This is a genomic window from Pedobacter kyonggii (genome assembly GCF_004310665.1).
Lineage (GTDB): Bacteria > Bacteroidota > Bacteroidia > Sphingobacteriales > Sphingobacteriaceae > Pedobacter > Pedobacter kyonggii.
Genome location: NZ_SIXF01000001.1, coordinates 181,365 through 201,386 on the forward strand (window position 1 = coordinate 181,365; position 20,022 = coordinate 201,386).

General features: G+C 38.6%; 16 protein-coding genes. 5 read left to right on the forward strand and 11 right to left on the reverse strand.

Features of this window, described 5'->3' with window-relative positions; genetic code table 11:
- Positions 1 to 2 precede the first annotated feature (2 nt).
- The 3 genes from EYS08_RS00790 (at position 3) to EYS08_RS00800 (ending at position 5,425) form a co-directional block, all read left to right on the forward strand.
- Positions 3 to 1,070, forward strand: a complete 1,068-nt coding sequence (locus EYS08_RS00790; RefSeq protein WP_131027968.1) for an efflux RND transporter periplasmic adaptor subunit — start codon at positions 3 to 5, stop codon at positions 1,068 to 1,070.
- A gap of 102 nt (positions 1,071 to 1,172) precedes the next feature.
- Positions 1,173 to 4,367: an efflux RND transporter permease subunit gene (locus EYS08_RS00795; RefSeq protein WP_131027969.1), complete on the forward strand. Its 3,195-nt coding sequence runs from the start codon at positions 1,173 to 1,175 to the stop codon at positions 4,365 to 4,367.
- Positions 4,368 to 4,621: 254 nt separating this feature from the next.
- Positions 4,622 to 5,425 carry a hypothetical protein gene (locus EYS08_RS00800; RefSeq protein ID WP_131027970.1) on the forward strand — a complete coding sequence of 268 codons (804 nt, stop codon included), beginning with the start codon at positions 4,622 to 4,624 and terminating at the stop codon, positions 5,423 to 5,425.
- A 475-nt stretch (positions 5,426 to 5,900) separates the two neighbouring features.
- Here the strand turns inward: EYS08_RS00800 and EYS08_RS00805 are convergent, their stop codons facing one another.
- The 6 genes from EYS08_RS00805 to EYS08_RS00830 form a co-directional block, all read right to left on the reverse strand.
- A complete protein-coding gene (locus tag EYS08_RS00805) occupies positions 5,901 to 7,106 on the reverse strand; it encodes an MFS transporter (protein WP_244215823.1) in 1,206 nt (401 codons plus the stop codon).
- Positions 7,107 to 7,215: 109 nt separating this feature from the next.
- Entirely contained in the window at positions 7,216 to 7,869 is a 654-nt protein-coding gene (locus EYS08_RS00810) for a TenA family protein (protein WP_131027971.1), read from the reverse strand.
- A complete protein-coding gene (thiD, locus tag EYS08_RS00815; RefSeq protein ID WP_131027972.1) occupies positions 7,866 to 8,684 on the reverse strand; it encodes a bifunctional hydroxymethylpyrimidine kinase/phosphomethylpyrimidine kinase in 819 nt (272 codons plus the stop codon). Before thiD ends, EYS08_RS00810 begins: the two co-directional genes overlap by 4 nt.
- A 415-nt stretch (positions 8,685 to 9,099) precedes the next feature.
- The gene (locus EYS08_RS00820) at positions 9,100 to 10,632 is read right to left on the reverse strand and encodes a choice-of-anchor I family protein (protein WP_131027973.1); all 1,533 of its coding nucleotides are present in this window, start codon (positions 10,630 to 10,632) and stop codon (positions 9,100 to 9,102) included.
- 410 nt (positions 10,633 to 11,042) lie between these two features.
- Positions 11,043 to 12,449, reverse strand: a complete 1,407-nt coding sequence (gene lpdA / locus EYS08_RS00825; protein WP_131027974.1) for a dihydrolipoyl dehydrogenase — start codon at positions 12,447 to 12,449, stop codon at positions 11,043 to 11,045.
- 315 nt (positions 12,450 to 12,764) lie between these two features.
- The gene (locus EYS08_RS00830; protein WP_131027975.1) at positions 12,765 to 13,163 is read right to left on the reverse strand and encodes a hypothetical protein; all 399 of its coding nucleotides are present in this window, start codon (positions 13,161 to 13,163) and stop codon (positions 12,765 to 12,767) included.
- Between the two features lie 147 nt (positions 13,164 to 13,310).
- Between EYS08_RS00830 and EYS08_RS00835 the strand changes: the two genes are divergently transcribed.
- The gene (locus EYS08_RS00835) at positions 13,311 to 15,326 is read left to right on the forward strand and encodes a sensor histidine kinase (protein WP_131027976.1); all 2,016 of its coding nucleotides are present in this window, start codon (positions 13,311 to 13,313) and stop codon (positions 15,324 to 15,326) included.
- A gap of 1 nt (position 15,327) precedes the next feature.
- The gene (locus EYS08_RS00840) at positions 15,328 to 15,951 is read left to right on the forward strand and encodes a response regulator (protein WP_244215824.1); all 624 of its coding nucleotides are present in this window, start codon (positions 15,328 to 15,330) and stop codon (positions 15,949 to 15,951) included.
- A 94-nt stretch (positions 15,952 to 16,045) separates the two neighbouring features.
- Here the strand turns inward: EYS08_RS00840 and EYS08_RS00845 are convergent, their stop codons facing one another.
- The 5 genes from EYS08_RS00845 to EYS08_RS00865 form a co-directional block, all read right to left on the reverse strand.
- Entirely contained in the window at positions 16,046 to 16,402 is a 357-nt protein-coding gene (locus EYS08_RS00845) for a bleomycin resistance protein (RefSeq protein ID WP_131027978.1), read from the reverse strand.
- Positions 16,403 to 16,464: 62 nt separating this feature from the next.
- Complete coding sequence (locus EYS08_RS00850; protein ID WP_131027979.1) at positions 16,465 to 17,013, reverse strand: Crp/Fnr family transcriptional regulator; 549 nt, start codon at positions 17,011 to 17,013, stop codon at positions 16,465 to 16,467.
- Positions 17,014 to 17,053: 40 nt separating this feature from the next.
- Positions 17,054 to 17,719, reverse strand: a complete 666-nt coding sequence (locus tag EYS08_RS00855) for an HAD family hydrolase (RefSeq protein ID WP_131027980.1) — start codon at positions 17,717 to 17,719, stop codon at positions 17,054 to 17,056.
- Between the two features lie 25 nt (positions 17,720 to 17,744).
- Entirely contained in the window at positions 17,745 to 18,905 is a 1,161-nt protein-coding gene (locus EYS08_RS00860; protein ID WP_131027981.1) for an esterase-like activity of phytase family protein, read from the reverse strand.
- Between the two features lie 237 nt (positions 18,906 to 19,142).
- Entirely contained in the window at positions 19,143 to 19,979 is an 837-nt protein-coding gene (locus EYS08_RS00865) for a DUF6515 family protein (RefSeq protein ID WP_131027982.1), read from the reverse strand.
- Between the last annotated feature and the right edge of the window lie 43 nt (positions 19,980 to 20,022).

The following is a 20,022-nucleotide window of genomic DNA, read 5'->3' on the forward strand; positions in this document are numbered from 1 at the left end:
AAATGAAAAGAGTAATTACCATAATTATCGTAATTGTTGTTGCACTCGGTGCAATAGCTTATGTTTTAAGCAACAATAAAAAGAAAAACGAAGAAAAAACTGCTTTCATTGCTAAAGGTGGTGGTGCTGTTGCCGTTCGGGTTGCCAAAGTAGAGAGAAAAGCTGTGAATTTAGATTTCAGTGCAAACGGAAACTTTATTCCTAAACAAGAGCTTAACTTCTTATCAGAAAATGCAGGTCGTGTTACGGCTATTTATGTTGATGAAGGTGACCGCGTAAGCAAAGGTCAGGTTTTAGCCCGTGTTGATGCTGAAATCATCAATACAGATAGAGAGACCGCTGAAGCAACTTACCAAAATGCGGTAAGAGATGAGGCCAGATACCAAAGCTCATTCCAAACTGGCGGTGTTACGCAACAACAGTTAGATCAGGCTAAATTGGCTACAAGAAATGCAAAACTTCGTTTACAGGCTTCGCAAAGAAGATTAAGTGATGCCAACATTAAATCACCTATTAACGGTATTATAAACAAAAGATACATCGAAGTTGGTGCTTTTGTAAATACCCAGGGAACTCAATTGTTCGAACTTGTTGATGTTTCTAAATTGAAACTGAAAGTAAATGTTAACGAATCGCAGGTGGCCAACCTTAAAATCGGCGATCAGATCGACATTAAATCTTCGGTTTTCCCAACTGATAATTTCTCTGGTAAGGTAACTTTCATTGCTGCTAAAGCCGATGCAACTTTAAACTTCCCGATCGAAATTGAAGTAGAGAACAGCCACAAAAACACGTTAAAAGCCGGTATGTACGGAACTGCGATATTCAAGTTCCCTAAACAAGCACCAAGCATCCTCATTCCACGTACATCGTTTGTAGGTAGTGTAAGCAGTAACCAGGTTTTTGTGTTGGATAAATCTAACAATACTTCTAAAATCCGTAATGTAGTAGCCGGCCGTATTTTAGGAGACAATGTTGAAATTCTTGATGGCTTAAAAGAAGGTGAAACTGTAATCACCAGCGGACAGATTAACTTAACTGAAGGTACTGCCGTTAGTATCGTAAAATAGTCTAATTGGCTGTTTTCAGTTTACAGTTTGTCACCCTGAGCCCGCTTGTAATAAGCGAAGTGTAGGGTCAATATTTACGCAAAAAACGCAATACTAATTAAAATGAAGATAACAGACATATCTATAAAAAGGCCTTCGCTGGTTATTGTGGTGTTTACCGCACTTACCTTGCTTGGGCTGTTAAGTTACTTTTCGTTGGGTTATGAATTACTTCCAAAATTCTCTAACAACGTAGTATCTATTTCGACCATCTACCCTGGTGCTTCACCAAATGAGGTTGAAAATACCGTAACCAAAAAGATTGAGGATGCGGTATCATCGATGGAAAACATTAAAAAGATCAACTCTGTTTCGTTTGAGAGTTTATCTACAGTTACCATCACCTTAACTGATGCGGCAAACATCGATATTTCCTTAAATGATGCACAAAGAAAGGTAAACGCCATTCTTTCTGATCTGCCTGAGGATGTAAAAACACCGTCGTTAAGTAAATTCTCTTTAGATGATTTACCGGTAATTACCATGTCTGCATCAGCAAATATGGATGATATTACCTTTTACGATCTGATCGACAAACGTATTGCCCCTGTAATTTCGAGGGTAAGCGGCATTGCACAGGTTAACTTAGTTGGTGGTTCGGAACGCGAAATTCAGGTTGCGTTGGATGCTGATAAATTACAAGGTTATAACCTTTCAGTTCCGCAGGTGCAGCAATTAATTTTAAGTTCTAACTTAGATTTCCCTACCGGAAGTGTTAAAACCCAAAACCAGGATGTATTGATCCGTTTATCGGGTAAATACAGAAGCATGGAAGAGTTGAGAAACCTGGTTTTAACCACTACCAAAGATGGTGCGCAGATCCGTTTAGGTGACGTTGCCGACGTTCAGGATTCGCAAAAAGAAACCGAAAAACTGGCACGTATCGATCGTAAAGCATCTATCGCGATCCAGATCATTAAACAAAGTGATGCGAATGCTGTAGAAGTGAGTAAAGGTGTACATGCCATTATTGCCAAATTAAAAACTGAATACGCAGCAAATAAATTAGACATCAGAATTGTTAACGATAGTTCGATCTTTACTTTAGAATCAGCCGATGCGGTAATTCACGATTTAATCCTGGCGGTTATTTTGGTGGCTTTCGTAATGCTTTTCTTCTTGCACAGTTTACGTAACGCGTTAATTGTAATGGTATCTATTCCGGTTTCATTAATCGCTACTTTTATCGGGATCAGCTTGTTTGGCTTTACCTTAAACTTAATGTCGTTATTGGGACTATCACTCGTGGTAGGTATCCTGGTGGATGATGCGATTGTGGTACTGGAAAATATCCAGCGACACATGGAAATGGGTAAAAACAAGGTAAGAGCAGCATCTGATGCAACAAGAGAAATTGGTTTTACCGTAGTATCTATTACTTTCGTAATTGTGGTGGTGTTCTTCCCGATTGCGGTAAGTACAGGTCTGGTATCGAACATCTTACGTCAGTTCTGTATTGTGGTAATTATTGCAACATTACTTTCATTAGTAGCTTCATTTACCATTGTACCACTTATCTTCTCTCGTTTCGGGAAGTTAGAACGTATTGAAGGCAAAAACCTGTTTGGCCGTTTCATTCTTTGGTTCGAAAAACAATTAAAGAAATTTACCCTTTGGATTACCAGCATTTTAACATGGTCGTTAAACCACAAAGCCTTAACATTAGTTATGGTTGTGGTGATGTTCTTAAGTTCATGCGGTTTACTAGTAGGCGGTTTTATCGGATCGGAGTTCTTCCCTAAATCAGATAAAGGTGAGTTCCTGGTGCAGTTAGAGTTACCAAAAGATGCTTCCTTAGAGCAAACCAACTTTTTAACACAAAAAGCTGAAGCTTTCTTAGATAAACAACCAGAAATTACGCAGTTAATTACTACAGTTGGACAATCGACCGGTGACTTTGGTGGTACACAGGCTACAGCTTATAAATCGGAGATTAATGTGAAGCTTGTTGAGCGCGATCAGCGTGAAGGTGTTTCTTCAGACATTTTCGCAACGAAAATGAGCCGTGCCTTAGCTAAAGAATTAATCGGGGCAAAAGTAAAAACCGTTCCAATCAGTATTTTGGGTATTGCAGAAAACGCGCCAATTAGCCTTGTAGTAATGGGTTCTGATTTAGATAGTGCGTTAAAATATGCAGAAGGTGCTCAAAAAGTACTCGCATCTATCCCTGGAGCTACAGAGATTAAATTATCAGTAGAAAAAGGAACACCTGAGATTAATGTTCAGGTAGACCGCGATAAGATGTCGGCAGTTGGCTTAACCCTGTCAACCGTAGGTTCTACCATGCAAACTGCTTTTGCAGGGAATACAGATGGTAAATACCGTAAAGGTGAGTACGAGTACGATATTAATATCCAGTATCAAAACTTCAACCGTCAGAATATTGATGACGTACGTAACCTGATTTTTGTAAATAACGATGGTAAACAGATTAAGTTATCACAGTTTGCAACCATTACAGAAGGTTCAGGCCCGAGTCAGTTAGAGCGTTTAAATAAATCTACTTCAGTATCTGTTCAGGCACAATCAATTGGTAGGCCAACAGGAACCGTGGTTGCAGAGTTCAGGGCGAAATTAGAAGAACTACAAAAAAATGGCAAGCTTAAAGCTCCAATAGGCGTAAGTTATAGCTGGGCGGGTGACGAGGAAAATCAGGCCGAAGGTTTTGGTACTTTGGGCATCGCTTTATTGGCCTCAATTATTTTGGTTTACTTAATCATGGTGGCCCTTTACGATAGTTTTATTTATCCGTTGGTAGTGATGTTCTCACTTCCGCTAGCTGTAATCGGGGCATTGTTAGCACTGGCTTTAACCAACAACTCAATCGGTATCTTTACCATTTTAGGTTTAATTATGCTAATGGGGTTGGTAGCGAAAAATGCGATTATCCTGGTCGATTTTACCAACCACTTAAAGGCTGAAGGTAAAGAAACCAAAGAAGCGCTTGTACTGGCCAACCACGCACGTTTACGCCCGATTCTAATGACAACCATCGCCATGGTATTCGGTATGCTTCCGATTGCATTGGCAAGCGGTGCAGGTGCCGAATGGAAAAATGGTTTGGCATGGGTTATCGTTGGTGGATTAACCAGTTCGTTATTCCTAACTTTAATTGTAGTACCAGTGGTATACTTAATATTTGATAGAATGTTAGAACGTTTAGGCTTCAACAAAAAAGGAAAAACAATCGATGATTTAATGGTTGAACCTTACGATCATAAAGATGTAAATGAATACGATTTAGATCACGGACATTAATAAACATCCAGATTAACAATCAATTTAGCCCCGACCCCAAATCGGGGCTTTTTTGTGGATTTTGTTTTTAGCCACGGAAGCACAGAAAACACAGAAAAATTATTTGCAAACGGGTATCCCAATCCGCCGCCATGGTTCGTGTCCCCACGAACCATTTCATTTTTCACTTGCCGCACTTAGAAATTTTGATGCCCAGATAATTATACAATGTTGTCTTCAAACAAATTATGTAACAACATTGTATATTAGGGATTATGTTCAAATTCATTTTTAGTTTATTTCTGATCTGCACTATCCTGTTAGTTAAAGCTCAACACCCTCCTGTTTTTCCGGCGATGACCACTGATTCGAGCTTTGTTAAGGTTTATAACTTAGATATCAACTTGGTAAAGTACAGCTACAAACCAAATGGCATTAAATTTTTAGTTGTACATGATAATGAAGATACTGGTGTAAAAGCTGGTTTTGATTATATCCGTTGGAGTGGTGGCGAACTCATCGACAGTCAATATGGCGGTGTAAGAGATTATTATTTCACCTATATGGATGATCAATATCGTATAGACCCCAACGCCATTTATACCGAAGTAGGTGTAAATACAAGGTTAAAAAAAGACTTTTTCAGCTCTAATGAAGTTGAAAAAACAATACTTAATGCAGGCAAACAAATTGTCGATTTTTATGATCCAAAAGCTACAGGTTATTTTTTAACGCTGCATAACAATGCCGATGGTGGTTTTGGTATTTCTTCTTATTTACCAGGTTACGATTTAGCCAGCACCGCCGATTCGGTTTATATCAACTTCCAAATGGATGGTGATGATCTTGTTTATGTAACGGAGCCAAGGTTGTTCAGCAGTTTAAAAAAGGCGAATGTTAATGTAATCCTTCAATCTAAATTTGTTTCTAATGATGGCTCACTTTCTGTTTATGCCATGCAGAATAACATTCCTTATATTAATGTAGAAGTACAGCATGGGCATCAAGATGAAAATTTAAGGTTAATCGAACTGGCCATCGCAGCCCTAAAGGAACATGGATTGGTGAAGAAAGAATAGATTACTAAGCATTTTCATAGCTATCCTTACTAAATTTTGATATTTATGTGCAGGTAGCGCGCTTCAAATGAAATGATTGTTTTAAAATTAGGAAATGATCGGCCTGTGGTTCTTGGCGGTTCAGTCCCGCCATTCGCTGTAGCTCCGATAGAAGACCTGTGAAACAAGCAAGCACACCAAAATATAACATAATTCGGTGCTTAATCGGAGGCTGGCGCTGCTGTCGGGTTTAGGGACAAAGGTTGGTGCCCCCTGCAACCCATCACATGAAATGCTGTTGTAGCCATCTAGCCCCGGTTGTAGCGTTACCCTTCAGCAACGAGGTACGAGGAAGCGAAGCGTATAAGCGTAAAACGGAAAGGGGCTTTCTGTTATGTACAGGCGCTGCGCTCCAAATAATGAATACATTTATTAAAAATGAAAGCATTGCTATGCCTCTCTGTTAATCAATTCAAATCGTTAAGCCGATCACAGTCTAATTTATCGCTTTTATTTTTGTAATCAGGAAAGTAATCAGTAAACCAAAAACAGAAATTATCCCGAAAGAATAACGCAGGCTTGATAGTTGCGAAACATAGCCTATTAATGGCGGGCCAAACAGAAATGCGAAATAACCGATGCTCGAAACCATGGTTATCGCTTTTCCAGCAGGCACTTTTTTATTGTTACCAGCTATGCTATACACCATGGGTACAATACTCGAAACACCCAGGCCAATAAGCATAAAGCCAAAAATAGCGACAATTAGATTCGGAAATATTACGGCAAGCGCCATACCTATTGATATAATGGCACCGCTGATCTGAAGGAGGTTTTTCCGCCCAAATTTACCGATTAGATACACCCCTAAAAACCTTCCGCTTGCCATCATAAACATAAACGATGCATAACCAATAATCGCCTTATTATGAGGCAATTTCACAACATCTTCAAAATAAATAGCACTCCAATCGAACATTGTTCCTTCGGTGGCCATACTACAGAATGCGATAACGCCCAATAATACTAAAATACCCTGCGGCATGGTAAAGAACTTTGTTTTCTCCACAATGGCATCTGGTTTATTATAGTTCAATAATTTTTTTGAGCTAAACACCACATTGGTTAAGGATATTAAAGCGATGATCCAAAAATGGGTATACATGCCCAATTTTAAATTTACCAGGCCCAGTGCAATTAATGCCCCGGTTAAGTTCCCAATGCTCCAGGCCCCGTGGAAAGAACTCATAATGGGTTTGCCGTAATAATTTTCACCTGCGACCCCCTGTGTATTTAAGGCGATGTTACAAAGGTTCCCGGTTATACCAAACAGCACCAAAAAAGCAGCCAGTTGCCAACCCGTACTTGCCAAGGCCAAAAAAGTTAAAGCAATTGCATAAAGTGGCGCAGTTGCCCTTAGCATTTTTTTACTGCCAAAATGAGTGGTCAATTTCGCCGAAAAAAACATCGTTATAATCTGCCCCGCTGGTAATGCAAAAAGAATAGAGCCTAATTCTGCATCATTTAAACCCATTGAAGCTTTAAAAGTGGGTATCCTACTGGCCCAACTTGCAAAACAGACCCCTTGCATAAAGTAAAAGGCAGATATGGCAAAACGCACTTGTTTTGGAGAGCTTTGCGCTAATACAGGTTTATCTTCTTGTTTACTTAATATTCCCTGTTCTTGCGTGCTTTCTTCCAAAATGATGTATTAAATTATAGAATGATCTACAAAGTTCTTTAAATCTATCGGAAATACCGACAAGTTTTTAACATTTTATCAAAATATTTACACCTCATGGATTAAAATCTTAAATTTTCCATTTTTCCAATTCATAAGCACTATCCCAGAACATCCATTCTAAACGGGTTGCCATTTCGAAAGCAGCTAGCATTTTTTGTTGCGTTTCTGCATTAGCCTTTGCTGCCAGTTGATCGGTAATATCAATCGCTTTTTCTACCGCAGCAGCAAACTCAACGCCAGCATACATATCGATCCACCTTTTGTAAGGATTCTGGTCGCCATTTTGCTGTGCAAAAATATGATCGCCAACTGCCTTATAGATCCAGAAGCATGGCAAAACAGCTGCTACTGCAATTTCTACATTGGCATATGCAGCTTGACTGAGGATATAATTGGTATACAAAAGTGTAGATGGAGTGGGCTGCAGTTCGTTAGCTAAACCAAATTCTACAAAATAACTTTCGTGCAAACTACGCTCGGCAAAAATTGCTCCTGTAGAAAATCCGGCAAAAGCCATCACCAAATCCGCATCTCGCATACGGCTACTAATCGTACTTAAAGTTCTGCCAAACTCCAAAAGATAGTAGGCATCTTGAGCCAAATAAAAGATAAACTTTTCTGCAGGTAAAGTGCCATTACTTAATTCGGTATTAAAAGGCATTGCTAAAATTTCGGCATAAATGGGTTTCACCCTGTCCCATGCCTGTTCGCTCCATTTCATTGGATTATTAATTTTAAAGGTTCGAAGAAGTGATTTAATGGCCCATTGCCCTTGCCGGTTTTCACCTCGCAACCAGCTTGTAAAGCCTGGCTGATGTAATCTTTTGCATTTTTAATTGCAACCAGTAAAGCGTTGCCCTTGGCCATTTCGGCAGCGATGGCCGATGAAAGTGTACAACCTGTTCCATGTAGATTTTTAGAGGTAATAAAGGCACTTTCCAATACAACAGGCGCATCGTTTCCAGAAATAAAAACATCGTAAATGATTGGGCCTATTAAATGTCCGCCTTTTATTAAAACGGCTTTTGCACCTTTTCCGATAATTTTCCTACCCGCAGTAATCATATCAGCGAGGTTATGGATCTCCTGCCCTGAAAGGATAATGGCCTCGTCTATATTTGGGGTAACCAATGTTACCAAGGGAAATAGTTTTCCAACTAACTCGATTACGGTATCAGGCTCGATTAACCGATCGCCGCTGGTGGCTACCATAACAGGATCTAAAATAACGGGAACATATTGATTATAGGTTTTTAATTCCTTTTCGATTACCTGCACCACTTCGGCACGATTAATCATTCCGATTTTAATGGCCACTGGTGCTATATCATCTAATACCGCCTGTAACTGATCTTTAATCATTTCGGCTGGAATGCCATGCACCGACCGCACGCCCATTGTATTTTGTGCTGTTACTGCCGTAATTACCGAGGTACCGAAACAACCCAAAGCAGAAAAGGTTTTTAGATCGGCCTGGATGCCTGCGCCACCCCCACTATCGGAGCCAGCTATCGTTAATACGTTAATATAATTCATTGCTAAAGACTTTATTTTGTTGTACAACTTCAGGAGTCTTCAAATGCAGTATGCATTTTTACGCAATTTTTGCAGACAAACTAATTTCCTACGCCGGCATTATCCGGATCAGGTTCATTTATAGGGCATAGGGTGTAAGGTTTAGGGCATAGGGTTTTTCACCTTCCGCCTTTTACCTTTTGCCTTTCACCTATAAAATGGGTATGTTCTCAGCCAACTTATTTGAAGGCACCCCTAAAGTTTTATTTTGTTTGCAATATAGGGCTTTTTTTATTCTTCGTTTATATAATGGAATTATATAGGAAGAGTTGTCAACTTAATAGCGAAAGCCTATTAAAGTTGACAACTCAAAAAGCAAAAAACCCCGACATAAAATCGGGGCTAAAACATAATAATTAATAAAGGGATAGAGAGACTATATTTTATCGGGCTGATAGAACCGGACGGTACCATCTGCCTCGTTTGACACAATTAACAAACTTCTTCCATTCGGGCTATCTTTTGATTTAACAAACAGTAAACCTTCAGGAGCGTCACCTGTTGAGAAAAGTTGAACAAATTTGGGCGCCGCTGGTGTAGATACATCATAAACAGCAATCATATCTACGCGTTCCATCCCAATAAATGCTAAGGTTTGCCCGTTAACCTGTGCAACGGTAACACCTTCTACTTCTACGCCTTTATTATCCGAACGATCGTCGTCATATTTACCAGCATCAATTACCCTTTGCTCTAAATCTTTACCAATATTGGCCACCAAGGCACCAGTGTTAGCATTAATGATGCTTAAACTTCTCCCGCCTGTTGTATATAGCTCATCATAATCGCCGTCGCCATCTATGTCGCCAAAGGCTTTGCTTACGGTTAACCTTCCAAGGTTTTCGTCTAATTTGAGTGTAGCCGCATTCGGGAATTTAGCAGCATCGAGCGTTAAGCTTTTTACACGAACTTCTTCGTCATAACCTTTCCAGGCTCTGGTATCCCCTTCATTCGCCAGGGCCAAATAAGCATTACTACCTGTGACGAAATATGAAATCGCATCTGGCAGATAGAAGGCTTTGATTGGCCAGGTACCCAAAACTTTTTTATTGTCTTTATCACTTACATCAAAAGCATTATCGGCCAGGCTGATGTCTCTGGTGCCTAACGGATTAATTTTAGTAATCGTTCCTGCAACAATATCTACCTCGGCGACGCCATTGTTCTCCTGCAGCGTAACGTAGGCTTTTTTGGAATCAGTACTTACTGTAATATATTCAGGTTCGATATCTTGAGTAAAACTTGCATTTAAGCCATATATTCTGAAACCGCCTGCAAGCAATGCTGCTTTTTGCGATTCGAAAGCAGAAAAATCTAATGTTTTAACCGAATAGTTGTCTTTTATGTTGATGATTGAAATGGTTCCTTTTGGATCAACAGTATAAGCATCATTCGGTTCCCCTTCATTAGCTGATAAAATGTAGTTTCCATCAGGACTAAAAGTTACCATATCAGGCATGGCACCCACAGTTATTTTTTTAACTTCTTCTAAAGTTGATGTTTTTAATACCACTACATCGCCATTTCCCTGCTTATCTGCACCATCCAGTGCGATTGCCAATAAGCCGTTACTAACTGCAACGCTGTTAATACCCGCATTACTTGCAAAGGTTAAAGTCTGCAATTTGGCAACAGTTGGATATTTGCTCATATCAACAATATCAACTTTGGCTCCTCCATCATTGCTTACTACAAACAATCTTTTTGTTAAGGGATCGTAAGCAGAAATTTCTGAAGCAAATTCACCACCTAAATCAATAGAAGCGGTTTCTTTAAAGCTGTCGATTTTTTCAGGTATAATGGCTTCGGTTGGCGGATCTATAATCGGATCATCAGTTTGATCTTTTTTGCATGCAGTAAATGCCAAAGAGGCAATAAGGATTGTACCAAATAGTTTTTTACAGTTCATGGTTTTTTAATATCTGAACCGCAAAAATAGAAGCGCATAACGCTATTTTTTAGGCGTTGTTTGTTATCATTTTATTAAGAAAACATAAAAGGATTAAAATAAAGTCTTGTGATCAAATAACGCAGGTCTTCGCCCAACCAGAGCGCTCAGGAAAAAGTAGCATTAGTGAAGAGTTGTCAACTTTAATAACCCGTTTGCTAGAAAGTTGACAACTCTAAACTAAAAAAGCCGACAATTTCTTATCGGCTTTGGGTTTTTGCATGAGGGATAGGAGTGTAAATCCTTTTGTTGTCAGCTTGAGCGTAGTCGAAAGCACAACAAAGATTGAAACGTATAGCCCGACCCTTGCGCAGCTTGGGCATGTCCAAATATTTAACTTTAATTAATCGACCGTAACACCGGCTAATCAATTAAATATGTATCGCTCTATTATCAGTTGCGGCAAGTGCAGCTTCTTTTAAGGCTTCGGTATAGGTTGGGTGTGCGTGGCAGGTACGTGCAATATCTTCGGCAGATGCACGGAATTCCATTGCGATAACGGCTTCTGCAATCATATCTGCAGCACGTGGGCCAATCATGTGTACACCTAAAACTTCATCAGTAGCGGCATCGGCCAAAACTTTAATGAAACCATCGGTATCCATACTCGCTTTTGCACGTCCGCTGGCTTTGAAAGGGAATGAACCTGCTTTATATTTAACACCTTTTTCTTTTAATTGCTCTTCTGTTAAACCTACAGAAGCAACCTCAGGCCAGGTATAAACCACACCAGGGATTAAGTTATAATTGATATGTGGTTTCTGACCTGCAATTGTTTCAGCAACAAAGGTACCTTCATCTTCTGCTTTGTGCGCCAACATCGCACCGGTAATTACATCACCAATAGCATAAACACCTTTAACCGAAGTTTCTAAATGCTCGTTAACCGGAATTTTTTTACCTCTTTCTTCAACAGTAATCCCGATTTTATCTAAACCTAAACCTTCGCTATAAGCCGTACGACCAACCGCAACGATACAATAATCGGCTTCTAAAGAAATGGATTCGCCCTTAGGGGTATCAGCCGTAACAGTTACGGTTTTACCTTTTGTGGTAGCACCAGTAACTTTGTGGCCCATGTAAAACTCCATGCCCAAAGTTTTCTTTAACACACGTTGAAGTTCTTTACCCAAACCAGCATCCATGGTACCGATGATAGATGGTAAAAACTCAACAACAGATACTTTTGTACCTAAACGGGCGTATACCGAACCTAACTCTAAACCAATTACACCACCGCCGATTACCACCATTGTTTTTGGCACCTCTTTAATATTTAAAGCCTCAGTTGAGGTAATAATGCGTTTTTTATCAATTGGTAAAAATGGTAAAGCTGTTGGTTTAGAACCTGTAGCAATAATTACGTTTTTAGCTGATAACGTTTCTGTAGAGCCATCGGCTTTAGTTACCAGGATGGTATTTTTATCTACAAAAGAGCCAACACCTTCGAAAGAATCGATTTTATTTTTCTTGAACAAATAAGTGATACCGGCTGTATTTTGGGCAACAACATCGTCTTTACGGGCGATCATTTGTTTCATATCAACCTTTAAATCTTTTAAGTTGATACCATGGGTAGTGAACGTATGAGCAGCGTTATGAAAATGCTCTGAAGAATCTAATAAAGCCTTAGATGGGATACAGCCAACATTTAAGCAGGTACCGCCAAAAGTTTTATATTTTTCTACTACTGCAGTTTTTAAACCTAACTGAGCACAACGGATTGCGCCTACATAACCGCCCGGCCCTGAACCGATAACAACGACATCGTATTGCATAATTTTTTGAGAATTTTGATTAGCCAAATGTAGGGAAAAAAGGCGGAATGCTGAAAGTTGATTAGGCAATAGAAATCGGTTTCTTAGTCATTGGTTTATCAATTGTTAGCTTATAGCACCAGCTGATGGTTCAAATATTGAGGCTCAATAGGATAATGCAATAAAAGTTCAAAAGTCCATAGGTTGATGAGCGTATGAAAACATTTTACTTTAAGACTATAAAATGTTTTGATCTAACTCAAACAAACCTAATGGACTAATGAACCCCAAAGGCCATTATCAGTAAACAAATGACCAGTGAACCAATGAACCAACCTACAAACTTAACGATGCAGATGCGCTTAAGATTGCTCCGCTGGATGTGCCTTCTCTTTTTAATTCTCCATCTACATAAATCTGTGCTTTTAGCGTAGAATTTGCGTTGGCGCCTATAGCATTTGCAGCAATGTTTATAGAAATGGTTCCTGCCGGCACTGTAATTTCCTGACTTGTCCAGGTGGTTCCACTTAGGCTCGTTGCGGTGGTAATCTGCGAATCGTAGCCATAAACAACAGTGCTAATGTTGCTACCTGACGATGCTTCGAGTTTAAAAACCACCTTGTGTGAAGATTTTGACGGCGACTCGCCCTCATCTTTTTTACACGACATTAAACCTGTAAACAACACTAAGGCAAAAAAAGAAAGTACAAATGTTTTAATTTTGATGTTTTTCATAATTATATTTAAAAAAATAGAACTACAAATAAACAAATGAGCACTTTGCTTTACAATAACCAGATAACACCATTTTTTTCTACCTGATTTCAGGTATATTCTGGCTTTAATTTCTGATTGAGAAATAAAGCGTGCATTTTTAGTTTAATGAGAAATTATATCATCTTTCTGGCATTCCTTATTTTCTATTCGCTGAATAGCCAAGCCCAGCTGCAACCAGCCGACCAGCAATATGCCGACAGCCTAAGCCGCATCGTAAGAGGAAATCTCCGTGATAGCCTTAAAGCCGAGGCTGGTTTTAAACTAACCGATTTCTGGGTAGATCATGATAGTTCCAAAGCAGTATTATATTTGAACAAGGCAAGAACCCGGAGCAAAAAGGATCCGTTACTTCTAGCGAGATCTTATTGGTATGAATCTTTAATTTACCAAAACCGGAATTATGCAAAAGCCGAAAAGTTACTCCTCCATGCTGATTCGTTATTAAGCAAGTTTAATACAAAAGGTATTTATCGGTTGCGATCAATGGTTTGGCACAACTATGGTTTGATACAACAGCATAAAGACGATCTTAAAACAACACTCGATATACTGATCAACCGCGTTTTACCACTTTCTAAAAAGGCTGGCGACAAAAACTTCTTAGGCACAGAATACGTCTCTATTGGAACGATATTTACAAACCTTGGCCAATACGAAAAAGCGGCACCTTACTTGCAGCAAGGTTTAAATGCCTTAAAAGATACTTCTCCTGATAAATATTATCTACTTATTAATGCGTACCTAACTACTGCAGGAAACTACTATCACCTAAAAAACTATAGTCTCACCAAAAAACACCTTGATCTGGCCAAAACAACACTGGATAAATCAGACCATGTAACTACAGGCTACCCGATGGCAATATTTTGGCTCGACTACTACAAAAGCACCACACGCTATTTAGTTAACACCAAACAATACTCCCTGGCTTTGTTAGATGCAGATAAAGCCATTAAACTGGCCGAAAAGCTAACCGACAATTATTCTTTACAGGAAGTAATATTTGAGAAATACAGAATCCTTTTTAAGCAGAAAAATTTTGTTCTGGCTAAAAAAACACTGCTGCAAATTATCGATCAGCCAGAAATAAATACACTGGCAACAAATAAGCTCAAATTAGCAGAAGCGCTAGCAGAGGTAAATTACGCCAGTGGCAATATTAAAGAAGCTTATAACTGGATAAAAAAGAGCAAATTATTAAACGACAGCCTAAATGAGAGTAAACTAAAAGAAGATATTATTGCATTAGAAATTAAATATAAAAATGCGGAGAACCAGAAAAAAATAGCCAGTTTAAATGCAGAAAAGAAACAAAATGCATTAATTATAAAGAACAATAAAACAACAACCTTTCTATTAATTGCAGCATCCTTCTTTCTGCTGATCATCGTTATCCTTCTGTATTTTTACTTTAGGGGCTATAAAAAGCTTGCGGAGCAAAGAACAATAAATTATAAACAAAAAGTGGCTGAGTTACAACAAAAACAGCAATTGGAAATTAGCAGGGCTATGCTCAATGCCGAAGAAAAAGAAAGAAACAGGGTAGCCCAGGATTTACATGATGGACTTGGCGGAATGTTATCGGGTTTAAAAATTAACTTGTCCAATTGGGCAAAACACAGGGAAATGCAATTGCATGATGCAGAGCTCCAAAGAATTGTTAATCAGCTGGATAATTCAGTTACCGAATTAAGGCACATTGCCCGGAATATGATGCCACAAACGTTATTAAAATTCGGATTGGAAACGGCATTAAAAGACCTGGCAGAATCGGCGATGAGCAAGCATATACATATCGATTTTCAAGCACTCAATATCTCTAAAAATATTGCACTTGAAGAACAGATAATTATTTACAGGATCGTACAGGAAATACTCACCAACACACTAAAACATGCTCAGGCATCTGAAGTAGTTTTACAGTGCAGCGAAAACAAAAACCGGTTTTATATCACAGTTGAGGATAATGGAATTGGTTTTGATACCTTAACCTATAAAAAGGGATTAGGAATAGAAAACATTAAAAATAGGGTAGCTTATCTTAAGGGCACTTTCGAAATAGATTCATACCCAGGCAATGGTACAACTATAAATATCGAAATCCCAATCAGTTATGAATAATATGATTAAACTAGCTGTTGTTGATGACCATCCGATTGTTATACAAGGAATCGTTTCCTTAATCAATAACCTCGAAAACATGCAGGTAGTAGGAAGTTTTCAGTCAGGCAGCGCATTAATTTCCTTTTTAAATAACCACGAAATAGATATTGTACTGCTCGATATTATGCTACCTGATGGTAATGGTATTGAACTATGCGCACAGGTTAAAAAGTTATCACCAAAAACGATCGTTATTGCCATTAGCAACCATACTGAAAGAAGTATAATCATGCAGATTTTGCAAAATGGGGCAAGTGGTTACATTTTAAAAAATGCCTCGGTAGAGGAACTAAAAAACGGCATTGAAACTGCGCTTAGAGGGGAGCTGGCCTTTAGCAGAGAAGTTATAGAAATTATTGCCAAACCCTCTGTAAATGATTTAAAAGGGCGGCCAAAATTCACCAAACGCGAAAAACAGATCCTTCAATTAATCGCACAGGGAAAAACGACCGCTAGCATAGCTGATGAGCTTTTTCTAAGTCCGCTAACAGTAGAAACGCATCGCCGTAATATGATGCAGAAACTAGATGTTAAAAATTCTATCGAATTGATCAATATCGCTACCGAACAGTTGCTAATTTAGTTTAGAGTTTGGCGTTTGGAGCAGCTTACGCTATTAAACAATCAACGCTTCGCAATGAGCCATAAACTATCAACCATTGACTAATGACCCCCTCTTAAATCTCTTGCCCAAAAGTGAGTAAATTACTGTCGGGATCAAGCATCGCGAATTCTTTCTGCCCCCATGGTTTTGTTTGCAAGCTTCCATTCGGATGAATGCCTTGTTTAGTTTCGAGCATAAATTTGTATAGCCCATCAATATCGTTTGTACGGATATAAACCTGACCATAGTTTTCTTTCGGATTTAGCGTTTCGAACAAAAAAAAGTGAATCTGAACCTGATCCTTTTGTACCATCAGGTAATCTTTAAAATCGGCACTTCCAATGTCTTTAAAGCCTAATTTATTCACATAAAAATCTCTGGTGATTGCTTTATTCCGCATGGGAAGCTTTGGGTTAATATCTGTTAGCATATTTTTTTATTTCAAAAATCGGTATTTTTCCGAAAAGCTGCACTTGATCCAAATCAGGAAATTTAATGATTTGCCCTTACCCTGCTCAATGTTTCAGGGGCAATCTTAAGGTATGAAGCGATCATTTTAACCGGAAAAACCTTTACAATGAGCGGTTTGGCATTTTTAATATAATTATATTTTTCAACTGGGCTTAGCGAACGATCAAATAAATATGTTCTGTTATTGGGCTGGTCAAAGATTCTACCCAGGCTCAAAAAGGACTGTGATTTGACAATTAAACTATGTAAATTAGTTAAACTAAGCTCCAGCACTTCAGATTGTTCAAAGGCCTTGATTGTTGTATCTGAAACTTTTTGCTCAATCAGGCTTGGGTGATTGTACATCCACTCTTTTGGTAAATGCAGATCGATAATTGTTTCTGTGATATCGTTAGACTGAAATTGAAAAAAAGATCCCGATAAAATGAAATAAACGGATTGACAGATTTCGCCAAGATGCAAGAGCACGTCGTTTTTACGGAACAACCTTCTGACAGAATGTTCTTCAAAAAGAAGCAGATCGTGAGATGAAAACTGCCCAACACGGTTTAAAATTTCTTGGGTTGACATTACTAAATTATTTGGCAGATTTACTTTAATCTATAAGCAACTAAATCAATTCCTTTTGCAGCATAAATTCTTTAGCATTCGCAAAGCTGAGAAACAATTCGTCAGCTATTTTTAGTTTTTGATGCACCCTTACATTGCTCTGAATGGCATAACAGGTTATGCCTGCAGCCAGAGCAGATTTAACCCCATTTAAAGTATCTTCAAAAACAAGGCACTCATCTTTTTCAAAACCCAATCGGACTACGCAAAGATTGTAACTTTCGGGATCAGGCTTAGATTTACTTACATCTGTTCTGGTAATAAACAAACTGAAATACTTAGCTAAACCATTCCGCTCAAAAACGGCTTCAACATCAATTTTAGGGCTAGCCGTAACTACAGCCAGGGTAAGCCCCTTTTCGTAAGCAAACTTGATAAACTCTAATGCAAAGGGCATTAACTGAATATCAGTTGTTCTAAAACCATCAAAAGTTACCTTCTCTCTTCTGTTGATAAAACATTCTAAGTCTTCTTCAATTTTATATCTGTCTATTATAGTCTTTGCATTTTTGGGCAAGGGGATTCCAGCGTAATTTGTTAACCAATCCTTAAAATCCAACCTAACTTCGTATTCACACAAAAACTTATTCCAACAATCGAAATGAAACTTCTCAGAATCAATTAATGTACCATCTAAATCAAACAGTATTGCTTTTATTTTATTCATTATAAATTTTTAACAGGAATGATCTTTATGGAATGATCTCAAATAAGAAAAATTGTTGTACCTGCGATTTCCCGAAATTATTATCGACACAAAAAATTAACGAAAGGTGCCCATTTGGCAATTTTGGTCCAAAGGTTACACCTTCAAAATTATCGATATGCCGGTTTAAGGAATCAAAATCGAAAAGCAATTTTTTGGTTAATGGCTTTGGAGGGTTTTGCATAAAAGAGCCATTATCGATTTCATTTTCAGCACCGTGCAAATCAACCAGATAAAGTTTTAAAAAGGTATGATCATCGTGTCCTTTTGCCCAGGCCCTTTCCATTACCAAAAGGGTATGATTGTTAATGGCTAATATTTCAGAAATTCCATTTACATTCCAATCGTTTTCAACAGTAGGTTTAACAGGCATTGCATCCAGATTATAAGGATATTGGGCAATATTTTTTTTGGTAGCTACATCAAACTTTAAAATCCGTGTTAAGGCTTTATCATATTCAAAAGCAGCCTGAGGCCCATCTTGATAAAGTGGTTCTTCTAAACTGGCATACAATGTTTTGTACTGATCGGCATAAGTTAAACCTTCAAATAAAGCGTTTTTGCGCGGACCGCTTTCGGCTTTTGTAAAATGAAAGCCTTTAGGCATTGGAATGGTATCCAGAAACTTTCCATCTATAGAAATAAAGGTTAAGCTCGGCTGAACTATCGTAGTATCCCCATCCTTAAACAACCTTTCTCCCTCGCTGCTCCAAAGTAATTGTTTGGTTAAGGGGTTATAACGAACCGATTCGCCATCAGGTTTTACAGTTTTATCAGTTCCATATTTAGGGTATGGTTTTCCGTTTTCCTGTAAGATATAAGTAACACCAGTTACCCTAACGGTATCGATCTTATTTTCTTTGATATCAATCTGTGCGGTATAAATCCTGGCCGGACTCCGCTGTGATGGATCATCACTGATCATGTAATACTGGTTTTGCTTTACATCGTAATCAATCCCCGACAAACCACCAACAACCGTATTTTGGAAAATTGGATTTAAGGGCATAATGTATTCATCCAGAAACTTTACAGACGAAATACTGGTTTCATTTTGCTTAACCGCAGCATACTTAGTTGCAGAACAAGATGAAAGGACAATGGCAAGAGCTGAATAAACAAAGAGGAGCTGCGATACAGGTTTCAAATCGAAATGTTTAGAGCGTAAAAATATGGAATTTTGGCGGCAAATAGCTTATGGTTTTACTACGGAACATAGGGACACGGAAAATATTTCAGTGGTGTCAGATGTTGCCATCTGACACTATCTATTCAATTTCTTACGGATGTAAAACAAAAACAGTTGGATGGTAACATCCAACTGCACATTTACTGAAATTATGAGTGGTGTAAGATGTTACCATCTGCCACCGATAAATTAAGATTAAAACAACTTACCAATTACGCGGTAAGTAATATTTGTTCCATCTACTATTTCTTCATAATAAACATCATCGGGCGAAACAAAATACTTTTCGTTTTTAATGGTTACCTCTCTGCAGCCTTCTGGCAGTTGATTAATTATATCGCCTATATTATGCGTATCAACCGGACCGTCAGTTGTGTTTAAAATACCGTCTTTCCCAGCCACTACATATACGGTTTTACCATCAGCATTTTCTTTTTGAGTATAATAAACGCCTTTGTATTCGTAATAATCAACCCCATTAATGGTTACCTGATTTGCATCCGATGGTAAATTCGGAACCTCGGCACCAACTGGTGGGGTTACCACTTCGTATTGACTATTGTTTTGTTGATAAAACAATCCGCCAGAATAATAGAACTGGTTAGCGCCATAATAAAACGGATAGTAGCCATAGGGCAATACGCCAATCCTGAAACCTAAAAAGGGTCTGTAAAAATTATAATAGCTATAATACGGTCTGTAATAAGGTCTTCCATAACCTGGGCGATAACCATAACCTGGCCTACCATAACCTACACCTGGACGATAACCCGGTCTGTTATAACTGTAATTAGGTCTTGGCGGGCGGCCACCATTGCTCGGCACATAACTACCTCTACTTGGCGCATGCATAGATGGTTGTCTGGAAATAGAACCACCGCCTCTGGATGGGCTTATCGAACCAGATCTTCCGCCTCCGGAAGAACCTCCACTCCTACTTGGCCGCTGCGCAGAAACGCTTTCGATACTTAAGGTTGCAATCATCGCTGCTGCAGCGAAAACAACCAATCCTTTATTTAATAACCTATTCATTTTTTTGTGTTTATTTCGATTATGTATATGACGGTGAAAATTC

Excerpts from the sequence above, each read along its gene's own strand:
- EYS08_RS00835 (WP_131027976.1), top strand. The coding sequence starts at position 13,311 with ATGAGAAATTATATCATCTTTCTGGCATTCCTTATTTTCTATTCGCTG.
- EYS08_RS00820 (WP_131027973.1), bottom strand. The coding sequence starts at position 10,632 with ATGAACTGTAAAAAACTATTTGGTACAATCCTTATTGCCTCTTTGGCA.
- EYS08_RS00865 (WP_131027982.1), bottom strand. The coding sequence starts at position 19,979 with ATGAATAGGTTATTAAATAAAGGATTGGTTGTTTTCGCTGCAGCAGCG.
- EYS08_RS00790 (WP_131027968.1), top strand. The coding sequence starts at position 3 with ATGAAAAGAGTAATTACCATAATTATCGTAATTGTTGTTGCACTCGGT.
- EYS08_RS00855 (WP_131027980.1), bottom strand. The coding sequence starts at position 17,719 with ATGAATAAAATAAAAGCAATACTGTTTGATTTAGATGGTACATTAATT.
- EYS08_RS00800 (WP_131027970.1), top strand. The coding sequence starts at position 4,622 with ATGTTCAAATTCATTTTTAGTTTATTTCTGATCTGCACTATCCTGTTA.
- EYS08_RS00845 (WP_131027978.1), bottom strand. The coding sequence starts at position 16,402 with ATGCTAACAGATATTAACCCAAAGCTTCCCATGCGGAATAAAGCAATC.
- EYS08_RS00810 (WP_131027971.1), bottom strand. The coding sequence starts at position 7,869 with ATGAAATGGAGCGAACAGGCATGGGACAGGGTGAAACCCATTTATGCC.
- EYS08_RS00795 (WP_131027969.1), top strand. The coding sequence starts at position 1,173 with ATGAAGATAACAGACATATCTATAAAAAGGCCTTCGCTGGTTATTGTG.
- EYS08_RS00840 (WP_244215824.1), top strand. The coding sequence starts at position 15,328 with ATGATTAAACTAGCTGTTGTTGATGACCATCCGATTGTTATACAAGGA.
- EYS08_RS00850 (WP_131027979.1), bottom strand. The coding sequence starts at position 17,013 with ATGTCAACCCAAGAAATTTTAAACCGTGTTGGGCAGTTTTCATCTCAC.
- lpdA (WP_131027974.1), bottom strand. The coding sequence starts at position 12,449 with ATGCAATACGATGTCGTTGTTATCGGTTCAGGGCCGGGCGGTTATGTA.
- thiD (WP_131027972.1), bottom strand. The coding sequence starts at position 8,684 with ATGAATTATATTAACGTATTAACGATAGCTGGCTCCGATAGTGGGGGT.
- EYS08_RS00830 (WP_131027975.1), bottom strand. The coding sequence starts at position 13,163 with ATGAAAAACATCAAAATTAAAACATTTGTACTTTCTTTTTTTGCCTTA.